The organism is Pseudomonas sp. GM79 (genome assembly GCF_000282495.1).
In the GTDB taxonomy this organism is placed as follows: Bacteria; Pseudomonadota; Gammaproteobacteria; order Pseudomonadales; family Pseudomonadaceae; genus Aquipseudomonas.
The window spans coordinates 155,334-173,237 of sequence record NZ_AKJE01000002.1 but is presented as its reverse complement, the minus strand read 5'-3'; the positions used below and the strand labels follow the sequence as shown (position 1 = coordinate 173,237).

General features: G+C 60.0%; 13 protein-coding genes. 9 read left to right on the top strand and 4 right to left on the bottom strand.

Annotation, left to right across the window (positions count from 1 at the left end):
• Nucleotides 1-97 precede the first annotated feature (97 nt).
• The 4 genes from PMI36_RS28530 to PMI36_RS28545 all read right to left on the bottom strand — a co-directional run bounded on the left by PMI36_RS28530 (nt 98) and on the right by PMI36_RS28545 (nt 3,778).
• Nucleotides 98-496 (bottom strand): putative zinc-binding protein, encoded by a 399-nt coding sequence (locus PMI36_RS28530; RefSeq protein ID WP_008067121.1) that lies wholly within the window; start codon nt 494-496, stop codon nt 98-100.
• A gap of 74 nt (nt 497-570) precedes the next feature.
• On the bottom strand, nt 571-1,245 hold the full coding sequence (locus tag PMI36_RS28535; RefSeq protein WP_008067119.1) for a Crp/Fnr family transcriptional regulator: 675 nt from the start codon (nt 1,243-1,245) through the stop codon (nt 571-573).
• 86 nt (nt 1,246-1,331) lie between these two features.
• Complete coding sequence (gene narL / locus PMI36_RS28540) at nt 1,332-1,979, bottom strand: two-component system response regulator NarL (RefSeq protein ID WP_008067117.1); 648 nt, start codon at nt 1,977-1,979, stop codon at nt 1,332-1,334.
• Nucleotides 1,976-3,778, bottom strand: a complete 1,803-nt coding sequence (locus PMI36_RS28545; protein WP_008067114.1) for a HAMP domain-containing protein — start codon at nt 3,776-3,778, stop codon at nt 1,976-1,978. The genes narL and PMI36_RS28545 overlap by 4 nt, the downstream gene beginning before the upstream one ends.
• A 303-nt stretch (nt 3,779-4,081) precedes the next feature.
• Between PMI36_RS28545 and PMI36_RS28550 the strand changes: the two genes are divergently transcribed.
• From PMI36_RS28550 to PMI36_RS28590, 9 genes are all read left to right on the top strand, one after another.
• On the top strand, nt 4,082-5,386 hold the full coding sequence (locus PMI36_RS28550; protein WP_008067112.1) for an MFS transporter: 1,305 nt from the start codon (nt 4,082-4,084) through the stop codon (nt 5,384-5,386).
• Nucleotides 5,364-6,761 carry a NarK family nitrate/nitrite MFS transporter gene (locus PMI36_RS28555; protein ID WP_008067109.1) on the top strand — a complete coding sequence of 466 codons (1,398 nt, stop codon included), beginning with the start codon at nt 5,364-5,366 and terminating at the stop codon, nt 6,759-6,761. The genes PMI36_RS28550 and PMI36_RS28555 overlap by 23 nt, the downstream gene beginning before the upstream one ends.
• A gap of 69 nt (nt 6,762-6,830) precedes the next feature.
• Nucleotides 6,831-10,604 (top strand): nitrate reductase subunit alpha, encoded by a 3,774-nt coding sequence (locus PMI36_RS28560; RefSeq protein ID WP_008067105.1) that lies wholly within the window; start codon nt 6,831-6,833, stop codon nt 10,602-10,604.
• Between the two features lies 1 nt (nt 10,605).
• Nucleotides 10,606-12,144 carry a nitrate reductase subunit beta gene (gene narH / locus PMI36_RS28565; RefSeq protein WP_008067103.1) on the top strand — a complete coding sequence of 513 codons (1,539 nt, stop codon included), beginning with the start codon at nt 10,606-10,608 and terminating at the stop codon, nt 12,142-12,144.
• Between the two features lie 2 nt (nt 12,145-12,146).
• Nucleotides 12,147-12,902, top strand: coding sequence for a nitrate reductase molybdenum cofactor assembly chaperone (gene narJ / locus PMI36_RS28570; RefSeq protein WP_008067101.1), 756 nt, complete (start codon nt 12,147-12,149; stop codon nt 12,900-12,902).
• Nucleotides 12,895-13,575 carry a respiratory nitrate reductase subunit gamma gene (narI, locus tag PMI36_RS28575; RefSeq protein ID WP_008067100.1) on the top strand — a complete coding sequence of 227 codons (681 nt, stop codon included), beginning with the start codon at nt 12,895-12,897 and terminating at the stop codon, nt 13,573-13,575. Before narJ ends, narI begins: the two co-directional genes overlap by 8 nt.
• 10 nt (nt 13,576-13,585) lie before the next feature.
• Nucleotides 13,586-14,545, top strand: a complete 960-nt coding sequence (locus PMI36_RS28580; RefSeq protein WP_008067098.1) for a peptidylprolyl isomerase — start codon at nt 13,586-13,588, stop codon at nt 14,543-14,545.
• Nucleotides 14,546-14,570: 25 nt separating this feature from the next.
• On the top strand, nt 14,571-15,563 hold the full coding sequence (moaA, locus tag PMI36_RS28585) for a GTP 3',8-cyclase MoaA (protein ID WP_008067089.1): 993 nt from the start codon (nt 14,571-14,573) through the stop codon (nt 15,561-15,563).
• A gap of 296 nt (nt 15,564-15,859) precedes the next feature.
• Nucleotides 15,860-17,875 carry a ribonucleoside triphosphate reductase gene (locus PMI36_RS28590; RefSeq protein WP_008067087.1) on the top strand — a complete coding sequence of 672 codons (2,016 nt, stop codon included), beginning with the start codon at nt 15,860-15,862 and terminating at the stop codon, nt 17,873-17,875.
• Nucleotides 17,876-17,904: the final 29 nt, after the last annotated feature.

Below are 17,904 nucleotides of genomic sequence, written 5' to 3'. Positions count from 1 at the left end.
TACCGCAGAAATGGATATGTACCCCGACCAAAATTATAGGTCAGCAGTCAGTCCGCCATCGCGGGCAAGCCCGCTCCCACAGGGTCTTTGCTGTCCTTCAGACCGTCGTTTCCTGGCGGCATACATGCTGGCGAGCATCACTGGCAATCAACTGCCTGATCCCTTCAAACAACTCATCACTCTGCGCCTGCGTGCAGTCCTCACCATGGCGTTTACGCAGCCCGTAATGGCTGAGAATCAGATGCACATCAGCATGCAGCCCATGTTGCTTGAGGCAGTTTTCAACACATTGCAACGGACAGCCATCCAGCGCGAAGATCCGGCGCCCCGAGCGCGCTTTGTTGACCAGCGCCGCCACATGCCCGCCGACACCAACGATGCAGGACATTTCAGCCAGGCCACTGCGGTCCAGTCGCACGGCCAGGGTATTGGCCAGTTGGGCGACATTGGAGCAACCTGAGCAGGAGTAAACCAAAGGCAGGGTTGAACGGGGCATTTGCACTCTCCGTGGATGGACGCTGCCAGTGTGCAAGGCGCCTGGCATTGCGCCTTGATGACGGTCAATTCCGGCTATTGGAAAGCCGCCAGCTCCTCTTCAGCGAGGATGCTGATATGGCGACGCTCCATGGCGATCAGGCCGCACTCCACCAGACGATGCAAAATCCGCGAGAAGGTTTCCGGCTGAATCCCAAGCTTCGACGCCACCAGGCGTTTGGACACTTGCAAGACAATCTGGCCGGTAACCGGGTGGCGTTCCTGGAACAGAAAATTGATCACCCGACGAGTCGCACTGGCCATGGTCAAGGTATCGATGTCGCGCAGACGCAGGTGCAGGTGAACACTCATGCTCGCCAGGATCGCCAGACAGACTTTCGGCTGATCCTCCAAGGCATTGCGGTAATGGTTGCCCTCGATACTTACCAGCACGCTGTCCTTCAGCGCGGTGGCGCTCACCGGGTAGAGCCGGGCCTGGCTGAACAGCAAGGCTTCGGCAAAGGTCTGGCCGGGCTGGATGATCTCCACCAGATTTTCCTGGCCTTCGCCGGTGAGCCGGTACAACTTGACCTGGCCGCTGACCAGCAGGAAAAAACGCCTGGCCGGATCCCCTTGATGCATGAGCGTGCTGTGACAACTCAGGCGCTTGAGCATGGCCAGGCTGCAGACTTGCTCGAAGACTTTCTCCGGCAGTTGGCTGAACAGATGATGACGGCGCAACGTTAAAACGATGGAAGGGTGGGTCAGCATGGCGTACCTCCGCTGACCGTCATAGTAGAGAGCGCAAGCCAATTGACCTATGCCTCTGCAGGCCTACCTCCAAGGAGGGATGCCTGTCAGCCTGCACTGCGCAGATGCTCCATGGCCCACACCGCTGCTTCTACCCGCGAGCGCAAGCCGAGTTTGTGCAGCAGGTTTTTCACATGGACCTTGACCGTCCCTTCGGTGATGCCCAGCTTGTGCCCGATGACCTTGTTGCTGAAGCCGCTGGCGATGGTTTTCAACACCTGACGCTCACGCTCGGTCAGTTCCACCACGGCCTGGCGTGCAGGAGCGCGCAGTGCCTGGGCCATGACTTGAGTCAGCCCCGGGCTGATGACCAAGGCGCCGTTCAAGGCATCGCGGATGTACTGGATCAACAGTTCCGGCTCCATGTCCTTGAGCAGATAACCGTCGGCATCCAAGCGCAGTGCATCGCGAATATCGTCTTCTGCATCCGACACCGTAAACAGCAGCACTTTGCCGGTGTAGTGCATCGCCCGTAATCGGCGCAGGGTTTCGATGCCATTCATTTGCGGCATGTTGTTGTCGAGCAGGACCAGATCCGGTCGAAGCGGCTCAATCAGACCGAGTGCTTCTTCACCCTGGCTGGCTTCGCCGACGATCAGGAAATCATCTTCGAGTTCGAGCATCTGGCGAATGCCGTGACGCATCATCGGGTGGTCGTCTACCAGCAGGATTCTGTGTTGCGGGGACGGGGTCATAGGGTGCTGCCTTCTGTTTGCTGCCCGAGAAATTCCGGGTGGAATTCCAGTTGGACACGGGTGCCTTGGGGTTCCCTGGAGATGATCTGCAGCTGGCCGTGCAAGCTGCGAGCCCGCTCATCCATGATGTTCAGGCCGTGGTGTTCGCGTTGGTCGACGTTGCCGCTGAAGCCGCGACCGTCGTCTTCGACCGACAACCTGACCGTCTCGCCGTCTTGGCGCAGTTGTAGCCAGGCGTTTTGTGCATGGGCGTGGCGCAAGCAGTTGGAAAGCGCCTCGCGGGTGATCTGCAGAATATGGATTTGTTCGCTGGCCGATAGCTGGAAGGCCAGCGTGTCGACGTGCAGATGCACCTGAAACTCCCCGCGACGGGAAAATTCCTCGGCGGTGTCCTTGAGTTCCTGCACCAGTCCCGCGTCGTGAATCTGCAAACGAAAAGTCGTCAGCAACTCGCGTAACTGGCGATAGGCATTGTTCAGTCCCTCGCGCAACTCGGCGGTGACGGTTTCCAGGGTCTGGACCGGTTCGCCCCGGCGCATCAGGGTCTGCATGCGGCTGACTTGCAGCTTCATGTAGGACAGGGCCTGGGCCAGTGAATCGTGCAGCTCGCGGGCGATGATCGTGCGTTCTTCGAGCAGTAGCAGGCGATGATCCTGTTCCCGTTGGCGCTTGAGCGAGAGCGAGGTGCCGATCAGGTTGGCCAGGGCCTGGATCAGTTGGGTTTCCCAGGCTTGCATGGGATGCCCGTCGACAAAGTGCGCCTTCAGCTCACCCAGTTCACTGCCCTGGTTGCTGATGCTGAAGGCTTGCGGATTGGCTTTGTGGTGCTTCTGGCAAGTGGCGCAGTCGCTACTGGCGCAGACTTCGCGGATGTTCGCGCCATGCAGGGCCAGTAACTGTTGGGCCGGTGCCTGCAGTTGGCCTTGCAAGCACAGCGACAGGCGCAAGCCGGGCAGGCGTTGCTGGAAGCGTCGAATCAACTCATCCAGGCCTTCGGCATTGGCCAGGCGTGTGGCCAGGCTTCGGCTGCTTTGATACAGCAGCTCCAGAGCGGCATTGGCTTGTTGCAGGTTCAGGGTTTTTTGCCGGACCTGACTTTCCAGGGTGCGATGCGACTCTTCAATCGTCTCGGCCATGGTGTTGAAACTCGTGGCCAACTGGCCCAGTTCGTCCTGGGACTGATGGTTGACCCGCACCTTGAAGTCGCCTCGACGAAAGCGCTGGGTGGCGTCCACCAACTCCTTGAGGGGCGTGACGACACCGTACTGTAACTCGTACAACCCGATCAGCAGGACAATCATGGTGGTGAACAAGGCCAGGCCCTGGATCACCTGTTGCCAGCCTTGCTTTTGTTCGCTTTGACGCTGCAACAGGTTGACGAACTGGTTCAGTTGTTCAACGAAGGACAGGGCCTGGACCTGAAAATAGGCCGCATCGCCGCGCAGCAGTGCCGGGAGTAAATCCTCGTTCCATTGTTGCTGGATTTGCCCATAGCTGATTTGCAGGGCGGCGGTCGGGCCATCTTCCAGCACGGCCTTGAGTGACTGGCTGGTGAGACGGGTTTGCAGGCTGTCGGTGATGGTGGCGATTTCTGAGGGCGTTGCACCCGCGGCGAGTTTCCAGCTCAGGTGATAAGTCTCCATGCGCACCGAGCCTGCGGTGTTGATGGCGGCGGCATCGCCCTGGCTGAACCAGGCGATCAGCCCGGCGCTCAGCGAACTGGCGAGCGCCAGCACGGCGATCAGGATCACCGCCAGCCCGGCGCGAGCGGGCAGGGAGCTGCGCAACCAGCGGATCATCGGCGCAGGTCCCGGAAGAAATCAGGAAAACAGAGCATGTGCAGCACCAGAGTGGGTTTTGCCGCCGTTCCCTGACGCGCTACCTCTAAAGAGTTGTCGACAGGTCCTTGTCAGCAAAATCGTGGCTTAAAACTCTTAACAAGCTGATAAATAAAGGGTTTTAAGGCTTTTCAGGACTACCTCCTTAGAGGTAGACCGCACAAGCATAGGCCTATGCCCCCTTGGGCTTCGTTGACGTGGGTCAAGTTTTTGCGGGGTTGGCCTCTCTAGTCTGCCGCCATGGCTAACTGACTGGAGAGCATTGTGACCCAACCGCGTGTAAGACAAGGCTTGGTGCTGGGCATGAGCACGCTGGCCTTCACTGTGTGCTTCATGGTCTGGATGATGTTTGCCGTGCTCGGTGTACCGATCAAGGACCTTCTCCAGCTCAACGAAACCCAGTTCGGCCTGCTGGCCGCGACCCCGGTCCTGACCGGCTCGCTGGTGCGTTTGCCGCTGGGCCTGCTGACCGACCGCTTTGGCGGGCGCAGCGTGTTCTTCCTGCTGATGCTGGCCTGCGTCGCGCCGCTGTATTTGATCAGTCATGCCACCGCCTACTGGCAGTTCCTGGTGCTGGGCTTGTTCGTCGGCCTGGCCGGCGGCTCGTTCTCGGTCGGGATTGCCTACGTCGCCAAATGGTTCGACAAGGAGAATCAAGGCTTCGCCATGGGCATCTTCGGCGCCGGTAACGCCGGAGCCGCGGTGACCAAGTTTCTCGCCCCGGCACTGATCGCCGCCGGCAGCTGGCAACTGGTGCCGAAAGTCTTCAGCGCGATCCTCTTTATTACCGCGCTGCTGTTCTGGTTTCTCAGTGCCGAAAACAAGGACCACCGCAGTGCATCCGGCGCTACCTTGCGTGAGCAACTGCGCTCGTTGAAAGACCCTGCGGTGTGGCGCTACTGCCAGTACTACTCGATCGTATTCGGTGGCTACGTTGCCCTGGCACTGTGGATGACCAAGTACTACGTGCAGGAATACGGTTTCAGCCTGCAAAGCGCGGCGCTGCTGGCGGCCTGTTTTTCCCTGCCCGGTGGCGTGCTGCGCGCCGTCGGCGGCTGGATGTCGGATCGCTGGGGGGCGCAAAGCGTGACCTGGTGGGTGTTGTGGGTCAGCTGGATCTGCCTGTTCCTGCTCTCGTATCCCCAGACCCAACTGCAAGTGCAGACCATCGACGGCCCGGTGGATTTCCACATCGGCCTGAGCCCGGCGTTGTTCACCGTGCTGCTGTTCGTCATGGGCATCGCCTTCGCGTTCGGCAAGGCCTCGGTTTTCAAATACATCGCCAACGACTACCCGAAAAACATGGGCGCGGTGTCCGGCATCGTCGGCCTCGCCGGTGGCCTGGGTGGTTTCGTGCTGCCGATCCTGTTCGGCGCCCTGGTGGACCTCACCGGCGTGCGCTCTTCCTGCTTCATGTTGATGTACGGCGTGGTCTGGGTCTCCCTCACCTGGATGTACTTCAGCGAAATACGCAAAAGCCCGGTGCTGGGTAAAGCGCCGCTGCTGACCCCGTCCCCGATTTCCAGCATTGCCCTAGGAGAAGAACATGTCCGTTCTGCAAAAGCCTGACAAAGGCCCGGTCATTCATGACTGGCGCCCCGAGGACCCCGCGTTCTGGGGAAGTAGCGGCAAACAGACCGCCACGCGCAACTTGTGGATTTCCATTCCTGCGCTGTTGTTGGCCTTCGCGGTGTGGATGGTCTGGAGCACGGTGATCGTGCGTTTGAACGCCATCGGCTTCACCTTCACCACTGACCAGCTGTTCTGGCTGGCGGCGTTGCCGGGGTTATCCGGGGCGACCTTGCGCGTCTTCTATTCCTTTATGGTGCCGATCTTCGGTGGCCGTCGCTGGACCGCCCTGAGCACCGCGTCGCTGTTGTTGCCATCGATCTGGATGGGCTTCGCCGTGCAGGACCCGAGCACCTCCTACAGCGTGTTCGTGTTGATTGCCTTGCTCTGCGGTTTTGGGGGCGGCAACTTTGCCTCGAGCATGTCCAACATCAGCTTCTTCTATCCCAAGTCGCAGCAGGGCACAGCCCTGGGCCTCAACGCAGGGTTGGGTAACCTGGGCGTTTCGGTGATGCAGTTCTGTGTACCGCTGGTGATTACCTTCGGTGTGTTCGGCTTCATGGGCGGCTCGCCGCAAGCACTGCCGGACGGTGGCCAGTTGTGGCTGCAGAACGCCGGGTTCATCTGGGTGCCTTTTATTGTCCTGGTGACGGTGCTGGCCTGGTTCGGCATGAATGACCTGTCCAGTGCCCGCGCTTCGTTCAGCGAACAGGCGGTGATCTTCAAGCGCAAACACAACTGGTTGATGTGCTGGTTGTACCTGGCGACCTTCGGCTCGTTCATCGGTTTTTCCGCCGCGTTTCCGCTGCTGATCAAAACCTCGTTCCCTGACGTCATAGCCTTGAAATTCGCCTTCCTCGGCCCGTTGGTCGGCGCTCTGGTGCGGCCATTGGGCGGCTGGCTGGCGGACAAGCTCGGTGGCGCGAAAGTGACCTTGTGGAACTTCGTGGCGATGATCGCGATGGTCTTCGGGGTGATGCACTTCCTGCCGCAGAACGGTACCGGCGGCAACTTCTACGGCTTCCTCGGCCTGTTCATGCTGCTGTTCATCACCACTGGCGTCGGCAACGGCTCCACCTTCCGGATGATCCCGGTGATCTTCCGCACCCAGCATGAAAAAGCCTCGGCCGGAAAACCGCCAGCCGTACGCGAACAAGCGCTCAAGGATGCCGGTAAAGAATCGGCCGCCGTCCTGGGCTTCAGTTCGGCCATGGGCGCCTTCGGTGCGTTCTTCATTCCCAAATCCTTCGGCTCTTCGATGGCCCTGACCGGCGGCCCGGAGATGGCCTTCTACATGTTCGTCGGCTTTTACCTGAGCTGCATCGTGGTGACCTGGTGGTGGTACGCGCGCAAAGGCGCCGCGACACCCTGCTGAGACGACCCGAATTCAATCATTGCGTGGGCGGGGCACAGACTCCGCGACAAAGCCTGAGAGGACTACACCGTGAGTCATTTACTGGATCAATTGCGGTTTTTCAACCGTAAGCAAACCGAGTTTTCCGACGGTCATGGAGAGACCCGCAAAGAGTCTCGCGACTGGGAGAACGTCTACCGTTCGCGCTGGCAGTACGACAAGATCGTGCGTTCTACCCATGGGGTGAACTGCACCGGCTCCTGCTCGTGGAAAATCTACGTCAAGAACGGCCTGATCACCTGGGAAACCCAGCAGACCGACTACCCGCGTACCCGTAACGACCTGCCGAACCATGAGCCCCGTGGCTGCCCCCGTGGTGCCAGTTACAGCTGGTACATCTACAGCGCCAACCGCCTCAAGTACCCGAAAATCCGTAAGCCGTTGCTCAAGCTCTGGCGCGATGCGCGGCAGACCATGGCGCCGGTCGAAGCCTGGGCCAGCATTGTCGAGGACAAGGCCAAGGCCGACTCCTATAAAAGTAAGCGCGGCATGGGTGGCTTCATTCGTTCCAATTGGGAAGAAGTCAACGAGATCATCGCGGCGGCCAACGTCTATACCATCAAGCAATACGGCCCGGACCGGATCGTCGGCTTCTCGCCGATTCCGGCCATGTCGATGGTCAGCTATGCGGCCGGTTCGCGTTACCTGTCGCTGATCGGCGGTGCCTGCCTGAGTTTCTACGACTGGTACTGCGACTTGCCACCGGCCTCGCCGATGGTCTGGGGCGAGCAGACCGACGTGCCGGAATCGGCCGACTGGTACAACTCCAACTACATCATCGCCTGGGGCTCCAACGTTCCGCAGACCCGTACCCCGGACGCGCACTTCTTTACCGAAGTCCGCTACAAGGGCACCAAGACGGTCGCGATCACCCCGGACTACTCGGAAGTCGCCAAGCTCACCGACCTGTGGCTGAACCCTAAACAGGGCACCGATGCGGCGCTGGCCCAGGCGTTCAACCATGTGATCTTCAAAGAGTTCCACCTGGACAAACCGAGCGCCTATTTCACCGATTACGCCAAGCGCTTCACTGATTTGCCGGTGCTGGTGCTGCTCAAGCAAATGGTCGACAAGGCACCGGGCGCCGGTTACCAGCCGGACCGCTTCCTGCGCGCCAGCGACCTGACCGACAACCTCGGCCAGGAAAACAACCCGGAATGGAAAACCATCGCCCTCGATGTCAACGGCGAACTGGTGTCCCCTCAGGGCTCCATCGGTTATCGCTGGGGCGAGAAGGGCAAGTGGAACATCCTGCCTCGTGAAGGCGGCGAAGGCCGTGAGATCGATCTGAAGCTGAGCCTGATCGGTGATGACGTGGCCGAAGTGGCGTTCCCGTATTTTGCCGGCGAGTCCCACGAGCACTTCCAGCATGTGGCCGGCGATGCCGTGCAATACCGCCGCGTGCCGGTGCATAACGTGGTGCTGGCGGACGGCAGCGTGGCCAAGGTCGCCACCGTGTTCGACCTGTCGGCCGCCAACCTGGCGATCGATCGCGGCCTCGGCGGCGAAAACGTGGCCAAGGATTACAACGACGCCTCGGTACCCGGCACCCCGGCCTGGCAGGAGCAGATCACCGGCGTCAGCCGCGAGAAAGCCATCCAGATCGCCCGTGAGTTCGCCGACAACGCCGACAAGACCAAGGGCCGCTCGATGATCATCGTCGGCGCGGCGATGAACCACTGGTACCACATGGACATGAACTACCGCGGGCTGATCAACATGCTCATGCTCTGCGGGTGTGTTGGCCAGACCGGTGGCGGTTGGGCGCACTACGTCGGCCAGGAAAAACTCCGTCCGCAATGCGGCTGGCTGCCCCTGGCGTTCGGCCTGGACTGGAACCGTCCGCCTCGCCAAATGAACGGCACCAGCTTCTTCTACGCCCACAGTTCGCAATGGCGCCACGAGAAGATGAGCATGCACGACGTGCTCTCGCCATTGGCCGATAAATCACAATTTCCCGAGCATGCCCTGGACTACAACATCCGCGCCGAACGCGCCGGCTGGTTGCCCAGCGCACCGCAACTCAACACTAACCCTTTGCACATTTGCCGCGACGCCGCTGCTGCCGGCATGGAGCCGAAAGACTACGTGGTCAAGTCGCTGCAGGACGGTTCGCTGCGCTTCTCCTGCGAACAGCCGGACAGCCCGGTGAACTTCCCGCGCAACATGTTCATCTGGCGTTCCAACCTGCTGGGCTCCTCGGGCAAGGGCCACGAGTACATGCTCAAGTACCTGCTGGGCACCAAAAACGGGGTGATGAACGAAGACATCGGCCAGGTCGGCGATTGCAAACCCGAAGAGGCCGAATGGGTGGACGAGGGCGCCATCGGCAAGCTCGATCTGGTCACCACGCTGGACTTCCGCATGTCTTCGACCTGCGTCTATTCCGACATCGTCTTGCCGACCGCGACCTGGTACGAAAAAGACGACATGAACACCTCGGACATGCACCCGTTCATTCACCCGTTGTCGGCCGCCATCGACCCGGCGTGGGAATCGCGTTCCGACTGGGAAATCTACAAAGGTATCGCCAAGGCGTTTTCCAGCATGGCCGAAGGGCATCTGGGCGTTGAAAAGGACCTGGTGACCATCCCGCTGATGCACGACAGCGTCGGCGAACTGGCCCAACCGTTTGGCGGCACCGACTGGAAAAGCGCTGGCGTGGCACCGGAGCCGGGCAAGAACGCGCCGAACCTGCATGTGGTGGAGCGTGACTACCCGAACATCTACAAACAGTTCTCGTCGCTTGGGCCATTGCTGGAAAAACACGGCAACGGTGGCAAGGGCATCAACTGGAACACCGACGCCGAAGTGAAATTCCTCGGTGCGCTCAATCACAAAGAAGGGGCTGCCGGGATCAGCCAGGGTCGGCCGAAAATCGACTCAGCGATCGATGCTGCTGAAGTGATTCTGTCCCTGGCGCCGGAAACCAATGGCCATGTCGCCGTCAAGGCCTGGGCCGCGCTGTCGGAATTTACCGGCATCGATCACAGCCACCTGGCGCTGTCCAAGGAACACGAGGCGATTCGTTTCCGCGACATTCAGGCACAGCCGCGCAAGATCATTTCCAGCCCGACCTGGTCGGGTCTCGAAGACGATCACGTCAGCTACAACGCCGGCTACACCAACGTTCACGAAGGGATCCCATGGCGCACCATCACCGGTCGCCAGCAGTTCTACCAGGATCACCCGTGGATGCAGGCGTTCGGCGAGCAACTGATGAGTTATCGCCCGCCCGTCAACACCCGCACCATCGAAGGGGTAAAAGGCAAGCGCAGTAACGGCCACAAGGAAATCGTCCTGAACTGGATCACCCCGCACCAGAAGTGGGGCATTCACAGCACCTACAGCGACAACCTGCTGATGCTCACCCTCAGCCGTGGCGGGCCGATTGTCTGGCTCTCGGAGAACGACGCGAAAAGCGCTGGCATCGAGGACAACGACTGGATCGAGTGCTTCAACGCCAACGGCGCACTGACCGCCCGGGCGGTGGTCAGCCAGCGCGTCAAGGACGGCATGGTGATGATGTATCACGCACAGGAACGGATCGTGAACGTGCCCGGTTCGGAAACCACCAAGACCCGTGGCGGCCACCACAACTCGGTCACCCGGGTGGTGCTCAAACCGACCCACATGATCGGCGGCTATGCCCAGCAAGCCTACGGTTTCAACTATTACGGCACGGTCGGTTGCAACCGCGACGAATTCGTCGTGGTGCGCAAAATGTCCAAAGTCGACTGGCTCGATGGTTCAAGTGGCGATGACCTGCCACGTCCGCTGCCGACCGATATCGAGGAGAACTGAGATGAAGATTCGCTCACAAATCGGCATGGTTCTGAACCTGGACAAGTGCATCGGTTGCCACACCTGTTCGATCACCTGCAAAAACGTCTGGACCAGCCGTGAAGGCATGGAATACGCCTGGTTCAACAACGTCGAATCGAAACCCGGGATCGGCTACCCGAAAGAATGGGAAAACCAGGACAAGTGGAAGGGCGGCTGGATCCGCAACGCCAACGGCACGATCAACCCGCGCATCGGCGGTAAGTTCCGCGTGTTGGCGAGCATTTTCGCCAACCCGGATCTGCCGAGCCTCGACGATTACTACGAACCGTTCGACTTCGATTACCAGCACCTGCACACCGCGCCGCTGGGCGAGCATCAGCCCACTGCGCGCCCGCGCTCGCTGATCTCCGGCAAGCGCATGGAAAAAATCGAGTGGGGCCCGAACTGGGAAGAGATCCTCGGTACCGAATTCGCCAAACGTCGCAAGGACAAGAACTTCGACAAGATCCAGGCGGACATTTACGGCGAATACGAAAACACGTTCATGATGTATTTGCCGCGCCTGTGCGAGCACTGCCTCAACCCGACGTGCGCGGCGTCGTGCCCGAGCGGGGCGATCTACAAGCGTGAAGAAGATGGCATCGTCCTGATCGACCAGGAGAAATGCCGTGGCTGGCGGATGTGCATCAGCGGCTGCCCGTACAAGAAGATCTATTTCAACTGGAAAAGCGGCAAGTCCGAGAAATGCATCTTCTGCTACCCGCGGATCGAAGCCGGGATGCCGACTGTTTGCGCGGAAACCTGCGTCGGTCGCATTCGTTATCTCGGGGTGCTGCTGTATGACGCCGACCGCATCAGCGAAGTGGCGAGCACCGCCAATGAGCAGGACCTGTACGAGAAACAGCTGGAAATCTTCCTCGATCCGAACGACCCGGCAGTGATTCGTCAGGCCCTGGCCGATGGCGTACCGCAGTCGGTGATCGATTCAGCCCAACGTTCGCCGGTCTACAAAATGGCCGTGGACTGGAAACTCGCACTGCCGCTGCACCCGGAATACCGCACCTTGCCGATGGTTTGGTACGTGCCGCCGCTGTCACCGATCCAGAACGCCGCCACTGCCGGCACCGTCGGTATGAACGGGGTGATCCCTGACGTCGACAGCCTGCGTATTCCACTCAAGTACTTGGCCAACCTGCTGACCGCCGGCGATGAAAAACCGGTCAAGCGTGCGCTTAAACGCTTGCTGGCGATGCGCGCCTACAAACGTTCCGAGCAAGTCGATGGCGTTCAGGACCTGCAAGTGTTGAAGGACGTCGGCCTGAGCGTGGCCCAGGTCGAGGAGATGTATCGCTACCTGGCGATCGCCAACTATGAAGACCGCTTTGTGGTACCGAGCGCGCACCGTGAAGACGCCATGAGTGACGCCTTTGCCGAACGCTCCGGTTGCGGCTTCAGTTTCGGCAGCGGCTGCAGCGGTAGCTCTGACACCAACATGTTCGGTGCGAAGAAAGCCAACCGCCGCGACATCCTGAAAACCGTCCAGTTGTGGGAGGAATGAGCATGCAAATTCTCAAAGTGATTTCGCTGCTGCTCGATTACCCGACCGAGACGCTGATTGGCGGTCGCGACGAACTGGAGCAGGCGATTATCCAGTCACGGGAAATCAGCCCCAAGCAACGCGGTGCGTTGTTCGAATTGCTCGAGCTGATCTGCGCCAATGACCTGATGGATGGGCAGGAGCACTACGGTGCGCTGTTCGGCCGGGGTCGTTCGCTGTCGTTGCTGTTGTTTGAGCATGTGCATGGCGAATCCCGCGACCGTGGCCAGGCCATGGTCGACATGATGGCGCAATACGAAGAAGCCGGTTTTGCCATCGGCGTCAAAGAGCTGCCGGACTATATCCCGCTGTACCTGGAGTTCCTCTCCACCCGCGAAGACATCGAGGCTCGCGAGGGTCTGGCAGATGTTTCGCACTTGCTGGCCTTGCTCGCGGCGCGCCTGGAAGAGCGCGAAAGCGCCTATGCCAGCTGCTTCCGGGCGCTGCTGCAAATCGCCGGTGCCGAACCGCATCAGGCGGTCGCCGACTTGCGAGCGCAGGTGGCTGCGGAACCGCGTGACGACTCCCTCGAAGCCCTCGACAAGATCTGGGAAGAGGAGGCCGTGGACTTTCTCCAGGCCGAACAGCAGGACCGTTGCAGTGGGCTGCCAAGCGCACCGGGCAAGGCTCGGGAAGAAAGCGCGGTGCCGTTGCACTGGGTGGATTTTCAGCATGAAGGGTTGGCCGCCGCGCCAGCCCAGGAGGTCGGTAATGTCTAAATGGAATCTGTTGTTGTTCGGGATCTATCCCTACGTCGCTTTGGCGATCTGCCTGATCGGCAGTTGGGCACGCTTCGACCTGTCGCAATACAGCTGGAAGGCAGGCTCGAGCCAGATGCTCAATCAGCGCGGGATGCGCGTGGCGAGCAACCTCTTTCACGTCGGTGTGTTGTTCGTGCTGGTCGGGCATTTCGTCGGCCTGCTGACGCCAGCGTCGGTTTATCACCACGTGATCAGCACCGAGAACAAGCAGTTGCTGGCCATGGTGTCCGGTGGGTTTTTTGGCCTGTTGTGCCTGATCGGCTTGTTGATGCTGGTCAATCGGCGGCTCACCGATCCTCGGGTACGTGCCACCTCCAGCCCTTCGGACATCCTGATTCTGCTGGTACTGCTGGCGCAGTTGCTGCTTGGTCTGCTGACGATTGCCGCGTCCACCGCGCATATGGACGGCTCGGTGATGGTGATGCTCGCCAATTGGGCGCAGAACACCGTGCTGTTGCGGCCGATGGAAGCGGCGGCGGCCATCGCGCCGGTCGGGCTGACCTACAAGCTGCACGTGTTTCTCGGTTTGACCCTGTTTGTGCTGTTCCCCTTCACCCGTCTCGTACACATGATCAGCGCACCGATCTGGTACCTGGGGCGTCGTTATCAAATCGTTCGTCAGAAGTACTGAGGAGACAATCATGTCAGGTGGATGTGGATGTGGTGGTGGTAACGGCGGCAGCGGTGGCTGCGGGTCTTCCAAAAAAGCCGAGGACGTTCTCGACATCGCGCCGGTCGCAGAGGCGCAGTTTGAAGCACTCCCGGTTGAGCCGGCGGCTGCCGATGACGCCCCGGCGCAGTTGATCGCCAGCAGCGAACAGGAGTGGCCGATCATCAGCGTCAACGAGGTGTCGATCACCCCGGAGGCAATGGCCCAGGAGCTGCAATATCACCCGGCCGAAAGCCGCGAGGAAGCGGTGTACCTGGCCGCCCGGGCGTTGGTGATTCGCGAGTTGTTGCAGCAGCGCATTGCCGAACTCGGCGTGTCGATGGAGATCGGTGCCGGCGAGAACGAAGAAGAAGCGGCCACGCGCTTGTTGCTCGAACGCGAGGTGCACGTACCGCAGTGCGATGAGGAAACCAGCCTGCGTTACTACGAAAACAATCGCGGGCGCTTTCACAGCGCACCGTTGCTGGCGGTTCGGCACATCCTCCTCGAGTGTGCGCCGGATGATGTCGAGGCGCGCGCCGTTGCGCATGATCAGGCGGAAGTTCTGCTGCAACGTCTGGAAGACTTTCCCGGCAGTTTCGCCGAGCTGGCCGTGAAGTATTCGGCCTGCCCGTCGAAGGCTCAGGGCGGTTCTCTGGGGCAAATCAGCAAGGGCCAGACCGTGCCTGAACTGGAACGTCAGTTGTTCACTCTGGCGCCGGGCCTGGCCAGCAAACCGCTGGAAAGTCGCTACGGCTGGCATGTGGTCAGTGTCGATCAGCGGATCGAAGGCATGCCGTTGCCCTATGAAGTGGTGTCGACAGCGATCCGCACGCAGTTGCAGCAAGGCGTCTGGCAAAAAGCCCTGGTGCAGTACCTGCAAACCCTGATCGGTGCGGCGGATATTCGCGGCATCCACTTGCAGGGCGCCGACTCACCGCTGGTGCAGTGAGCATCGTGGCAAACCGGGAGATGTGATGAACGCTGTAATGCAGGATGGCTTTGGACGGCAGATCGATTATCTGCGGATGTCGGTGACGGACCGGTGTGATTTTCGCTGTGTGTATTGCATGGCGAAAAACATGACCTTCCTGCCGCGTCAGCAGGTGCTCACGCTGGAAGAGTTGCAACGTCTGGCAACGCTGTTCGTCGGGTTGGGCGTACGCAAAATCCGCCTGACCGGTGGCGAACCGCTGATTCGTCCGGGCATTGTCGAACTGTGCCGCAACATCGCCGCGCTGCCCGGTTTGCGCGAACTGGTAATGACCAGCAACGGCTCGCAACTGAGCCGCCTGGCCCGGCCATTGGTGGAGGCGGGGGTCAAGCGGATGAACATCAGCCTCGATAGCCTGGACGGGCAGAAGTTTCGTGCGATCACCCGCATCGGCGATCTCGATCAGGTGCTCAACGGCATCGAAGCGGCGCGGGACGCGGGGTTTGAGCGGATCAAACTCAACTGCGTGGTGATGAAGGGCCGCAACTTCGATGAAGTCCCGGCGTTGGTGCAATACGCCATCGATCAGCGCATCGATATCAGTTTTATCGAAGAAATGCCCTTGGGCGACGTCGGGCGTTCCCGGGGCGAATCGTTTTGTTCCAGCGACGAAGTGCGGGCGCTGATCGCCAGCCAGCATCGCTTACTCGATAGCACTGAAAACAGCGGCGGACCGGCGCGCTACGTGCGCCTGGAGCGCCATCCCGATACCCGGATCGGGTTCATTTCACCCAACAGTCACAACTTCTGTGGCAGCTGTAATCGGGTGCGGATGACGGTTGAAGGGAAGCTGTTGCTTTGTCTGGGGCAGGACGATGCCCTGGATTTAAGAGGATTGCTGCGGCGTTATCCGCTGGATGACCAGCCGTTGATCAATGCCGTGCAGAAGGCCTTGCGCGGCAAGCCGTTGCGCCACGATTTCAGTCCTGAAGGGGAGGTGCAGATTGTGCGGTTCATGAACATGAGTGGGGGTTGAGCTGATCTTTAAAACACAGCAAATCCAATGTGGGAGCGGCGGTGCGACGATTCGACTTGCTCGCGAAAGCGGTCTTTCAGTCAACGATGATGTTGAATGTGATGGCCTCTTCGCGAGCAAGCCCGCTCCCACATTTGGCTCCTCGCTTGCCACAGGATCTGTGTCGTCATCGGGCGGTTTTTTTCACCGCCAAATCTTGATATCGATCAATTGCAGATCAGCCCTTTGTCCGTAGTCTTCACTGCATGTTGTGTTTGTTTGTCTATAAACATCTATATGTAGTATCTGGAGGCCGAATGCAGAGCACGCTGATCTCAGTTGGATGTAACCGCTTGCACAAGCGTGATGGCAGTCTGGTTGCCTTCGATGCGGACAAGATCCGTCAGGCGTTGATCGCCGCCGGCAAGGCAACGGGGGAGTACACCGAGGTTGAGGTTGAAGGTTTGCTTCAGGCGGTACTCGCTCGGCTGGACGGACTGCCAAGGCTGCATGTCGAGCAGATCCAGGATCGTGTCGAACGGGTATTGATGGACGCCGGTTTTTTCTTCGCCATGCGGGCCTACATCGTCTACCGCGAACAACACGGGCGTTTGCGTCGTGACCGCCGGACCATGGTCGAAGTGGCGACCTCGATGAACGAGTACCTGGACCGTGAAGACTGGCGGGTCCAGGCCAACGCCAATCAGGGGTATTCCCTGGGTGGGCTGGTGTTGAACGTATCGGGCAAGGTCACTGCCAACTACTGGCTGGACGAGGTGTACAGCGAGGCCATTGGCCAGGCCCACCGCGAGGCGGACTTGCATGTGCACGACCTCGACATGCTCGCCGGTTACTGCGCCGGGTGGTCGCTGCGCACCCTGTTGCACGAAGGGCTCAACGGTGTGCCAGGGCGTGTCGAAGCCGGTCCGCCGAAGCACTTGAGCAGCGCTTTGGGGCAGATGGTGAACTTCCTCGGCACCCTGCAAAACGAATGGGCCGGTGCTCAGGCATTCAGCTCGTTCGACACCTACCTGGCGCCTTATGTGCGCAAGGACCAGCTGAGTTATCAAGAGGTGCGCCAGGCGATCCAGGAGTTCATCTACAACCTCAACGTGCCGTCGCGTTGGGGCACCCAGACGCCGTTCACCAACCTGACTTTCGACTGGGTGTGCCCGCAGGATTTACGCGAGCAGATACCCGTCATCGGCGGGGAGGAAATGCCGTTTGCCTATGGCGACCTGCAAGTCGAAATGGACCTGCTCAACCGCGCCTACATCGAGGTGATGCAGGCTGGCGATGCGAAAGGGCGAGTGTTCACCTTTCCGATCCCGACCTACAACATCACTCATGATTTCCCGTGGGACAGTGAAAACGCCGACCGCTTGTTCGAGATGACCGCGCGTTATGGCCTGCCGTACTTCCAGAACTTCCTCAATTCGGATCTGCAGCCCAATCAGGTGCGTTCGATGTGCTGCCGTTTGCAGCTGGATGTTCGCGAGTTGCTCAAGCGTGGCGGCGGCCTGTTCGGCTCGGCGGAGCAGACCGGATCGCTGGGTGTCGTCACCATCAACTGCGCCCGTCTGGGCTATGTGTTCAAGGGCAACACCAGTGGTTTGTTGCAGCGCCTGGACGCATTGATGGAACTGGCGATGGAGAGCCTGGAGGTCAAGCGCAAAGTCATTCAGCACCACATGGACGCCGGTTTGTACCCTTACACCAAGCGTTACCTGGGTACCTTGCGCAACCATTTCTCCACCATCGGCCTCAACGGCCTGCATGAAATGCTGCGCAATTTCAGCGGCGACGAGGAGGGTATGCACACCGAGCACGGCCGGCAGTTTGCCCTGAAGATGCTCGACCACGTGCGCGCCACGTTGCTGCGTTTCCAGGAAGAAACCGGTCATCTCTACAACCTGGAAGCGACACCGGCAGAAGGCACCACTTACCGCTTCGCCAAGGAAGACCTCAAGCGCTATCCGGACATTCTCCAGGCCGGCAGTGTGCAGGCGCCGTATTACACCAACTCCTCGCAACTGCCCGTGGGCTACACCGAAGACCCCTTCGAGGCCCTGGAACTTCAAGACGAACTGCAATGCAAATACACCGGCGGCACGGTCCTGCACCTGTACATGGCCGAGCGGATTTCATCGACCCAGGCCTGCAAGCAACTGGTGCGAAAAGCCCTTGGCCGCTTCCGCCTGCCGTACCTGACCGTGACCCCGACCTTCTCCATCTGCCCGGTGCACGGCTACCTCGATGGCGAACATGAGTTCTGCCCCAAATGCGACGAGGTCCTGCTGCTGCAAGAGCAGAAAGCCGGCGCCGTTCATTGATTTCGATCCACTCAACCGCAAGGAGCTTC

Bases quoted from the DNA above. Each gene is read 5' to 3' on its own strand.
- narH (WP_008067103.1), top strand. From the start codon at position 10,606: ATGAAGATTCGCTCACAAATCGGCATGGTTCTGAACCTGGACAAGTGC.
- moaA (WP_008067089.1), top strand. From the start codon at position 14,571: ATGAACGCTGTAATGCAGGATGGCTTTGGACGGCAGATCGATTATCTG.
- narL (WP_008067117.1), bottom strand. From the start codon at position 1,979: ATGACCCCGTCCCCGCAACACAGAATCCTGCTGGTAGACGACCACCCG.
- narI (WP_008067100.1), top strand. From the start codon at position 12,895: ATGTCTAAATGGAATCTGTTGTTGTTCGGGATCTATCCCTACGTCGCT.
- PMI36_RS28580 (WP_008067098.1), top strand. From the start codon at position 13,586: ATGTCAGGTGGATGTGGATGTGGTGGTGGTAACGGCGGCAGCGGTGGC.
- PMI36_RS28555 (WP_008067109.1), top strand. From the start codon at position 5,364: ATGTCCGTTCTGCAAAAGCCTGACAAAGGCCCGGTCATTCATGACTGG.
- PMI36_RS28545 (WP_008067114.1), bottom strand. From the start codon at position 3,778: ATGATCCGCTGGTTGCGCAGCTCCCTGCCCGCTCGCGCCGGGCTGGCG.
- PMI36_RS28590 (WP_008067087.1), top strand. From the start codon at position 15,860: ATGCAGAGCACGCTGATCTCAGTTGGATGTAACCGCTTGCACAAGCGT.
- narJ (WP_008067101.1), top strand. From the start codon at position 12,147: ATGCAAATTCTCAAAGTGATTTCGCTGCTGCTCGATTACCCGACCGAG.
- PMI36_RS28535 (WP_008067119.1), bottom strand. From the start codon at position 1,245: ATGCTGACCCACCCTTCCATCGTTTTAACGTTGCGCCGTCATCATCTG.
- PMI36_RS28530 (WP_008067121.1), bottom strand. From the start codon at position 496: ATGCCCCGTTCAACCCTGCCTTTGGTTTACTCCTGCTCAGGTTGCTCC.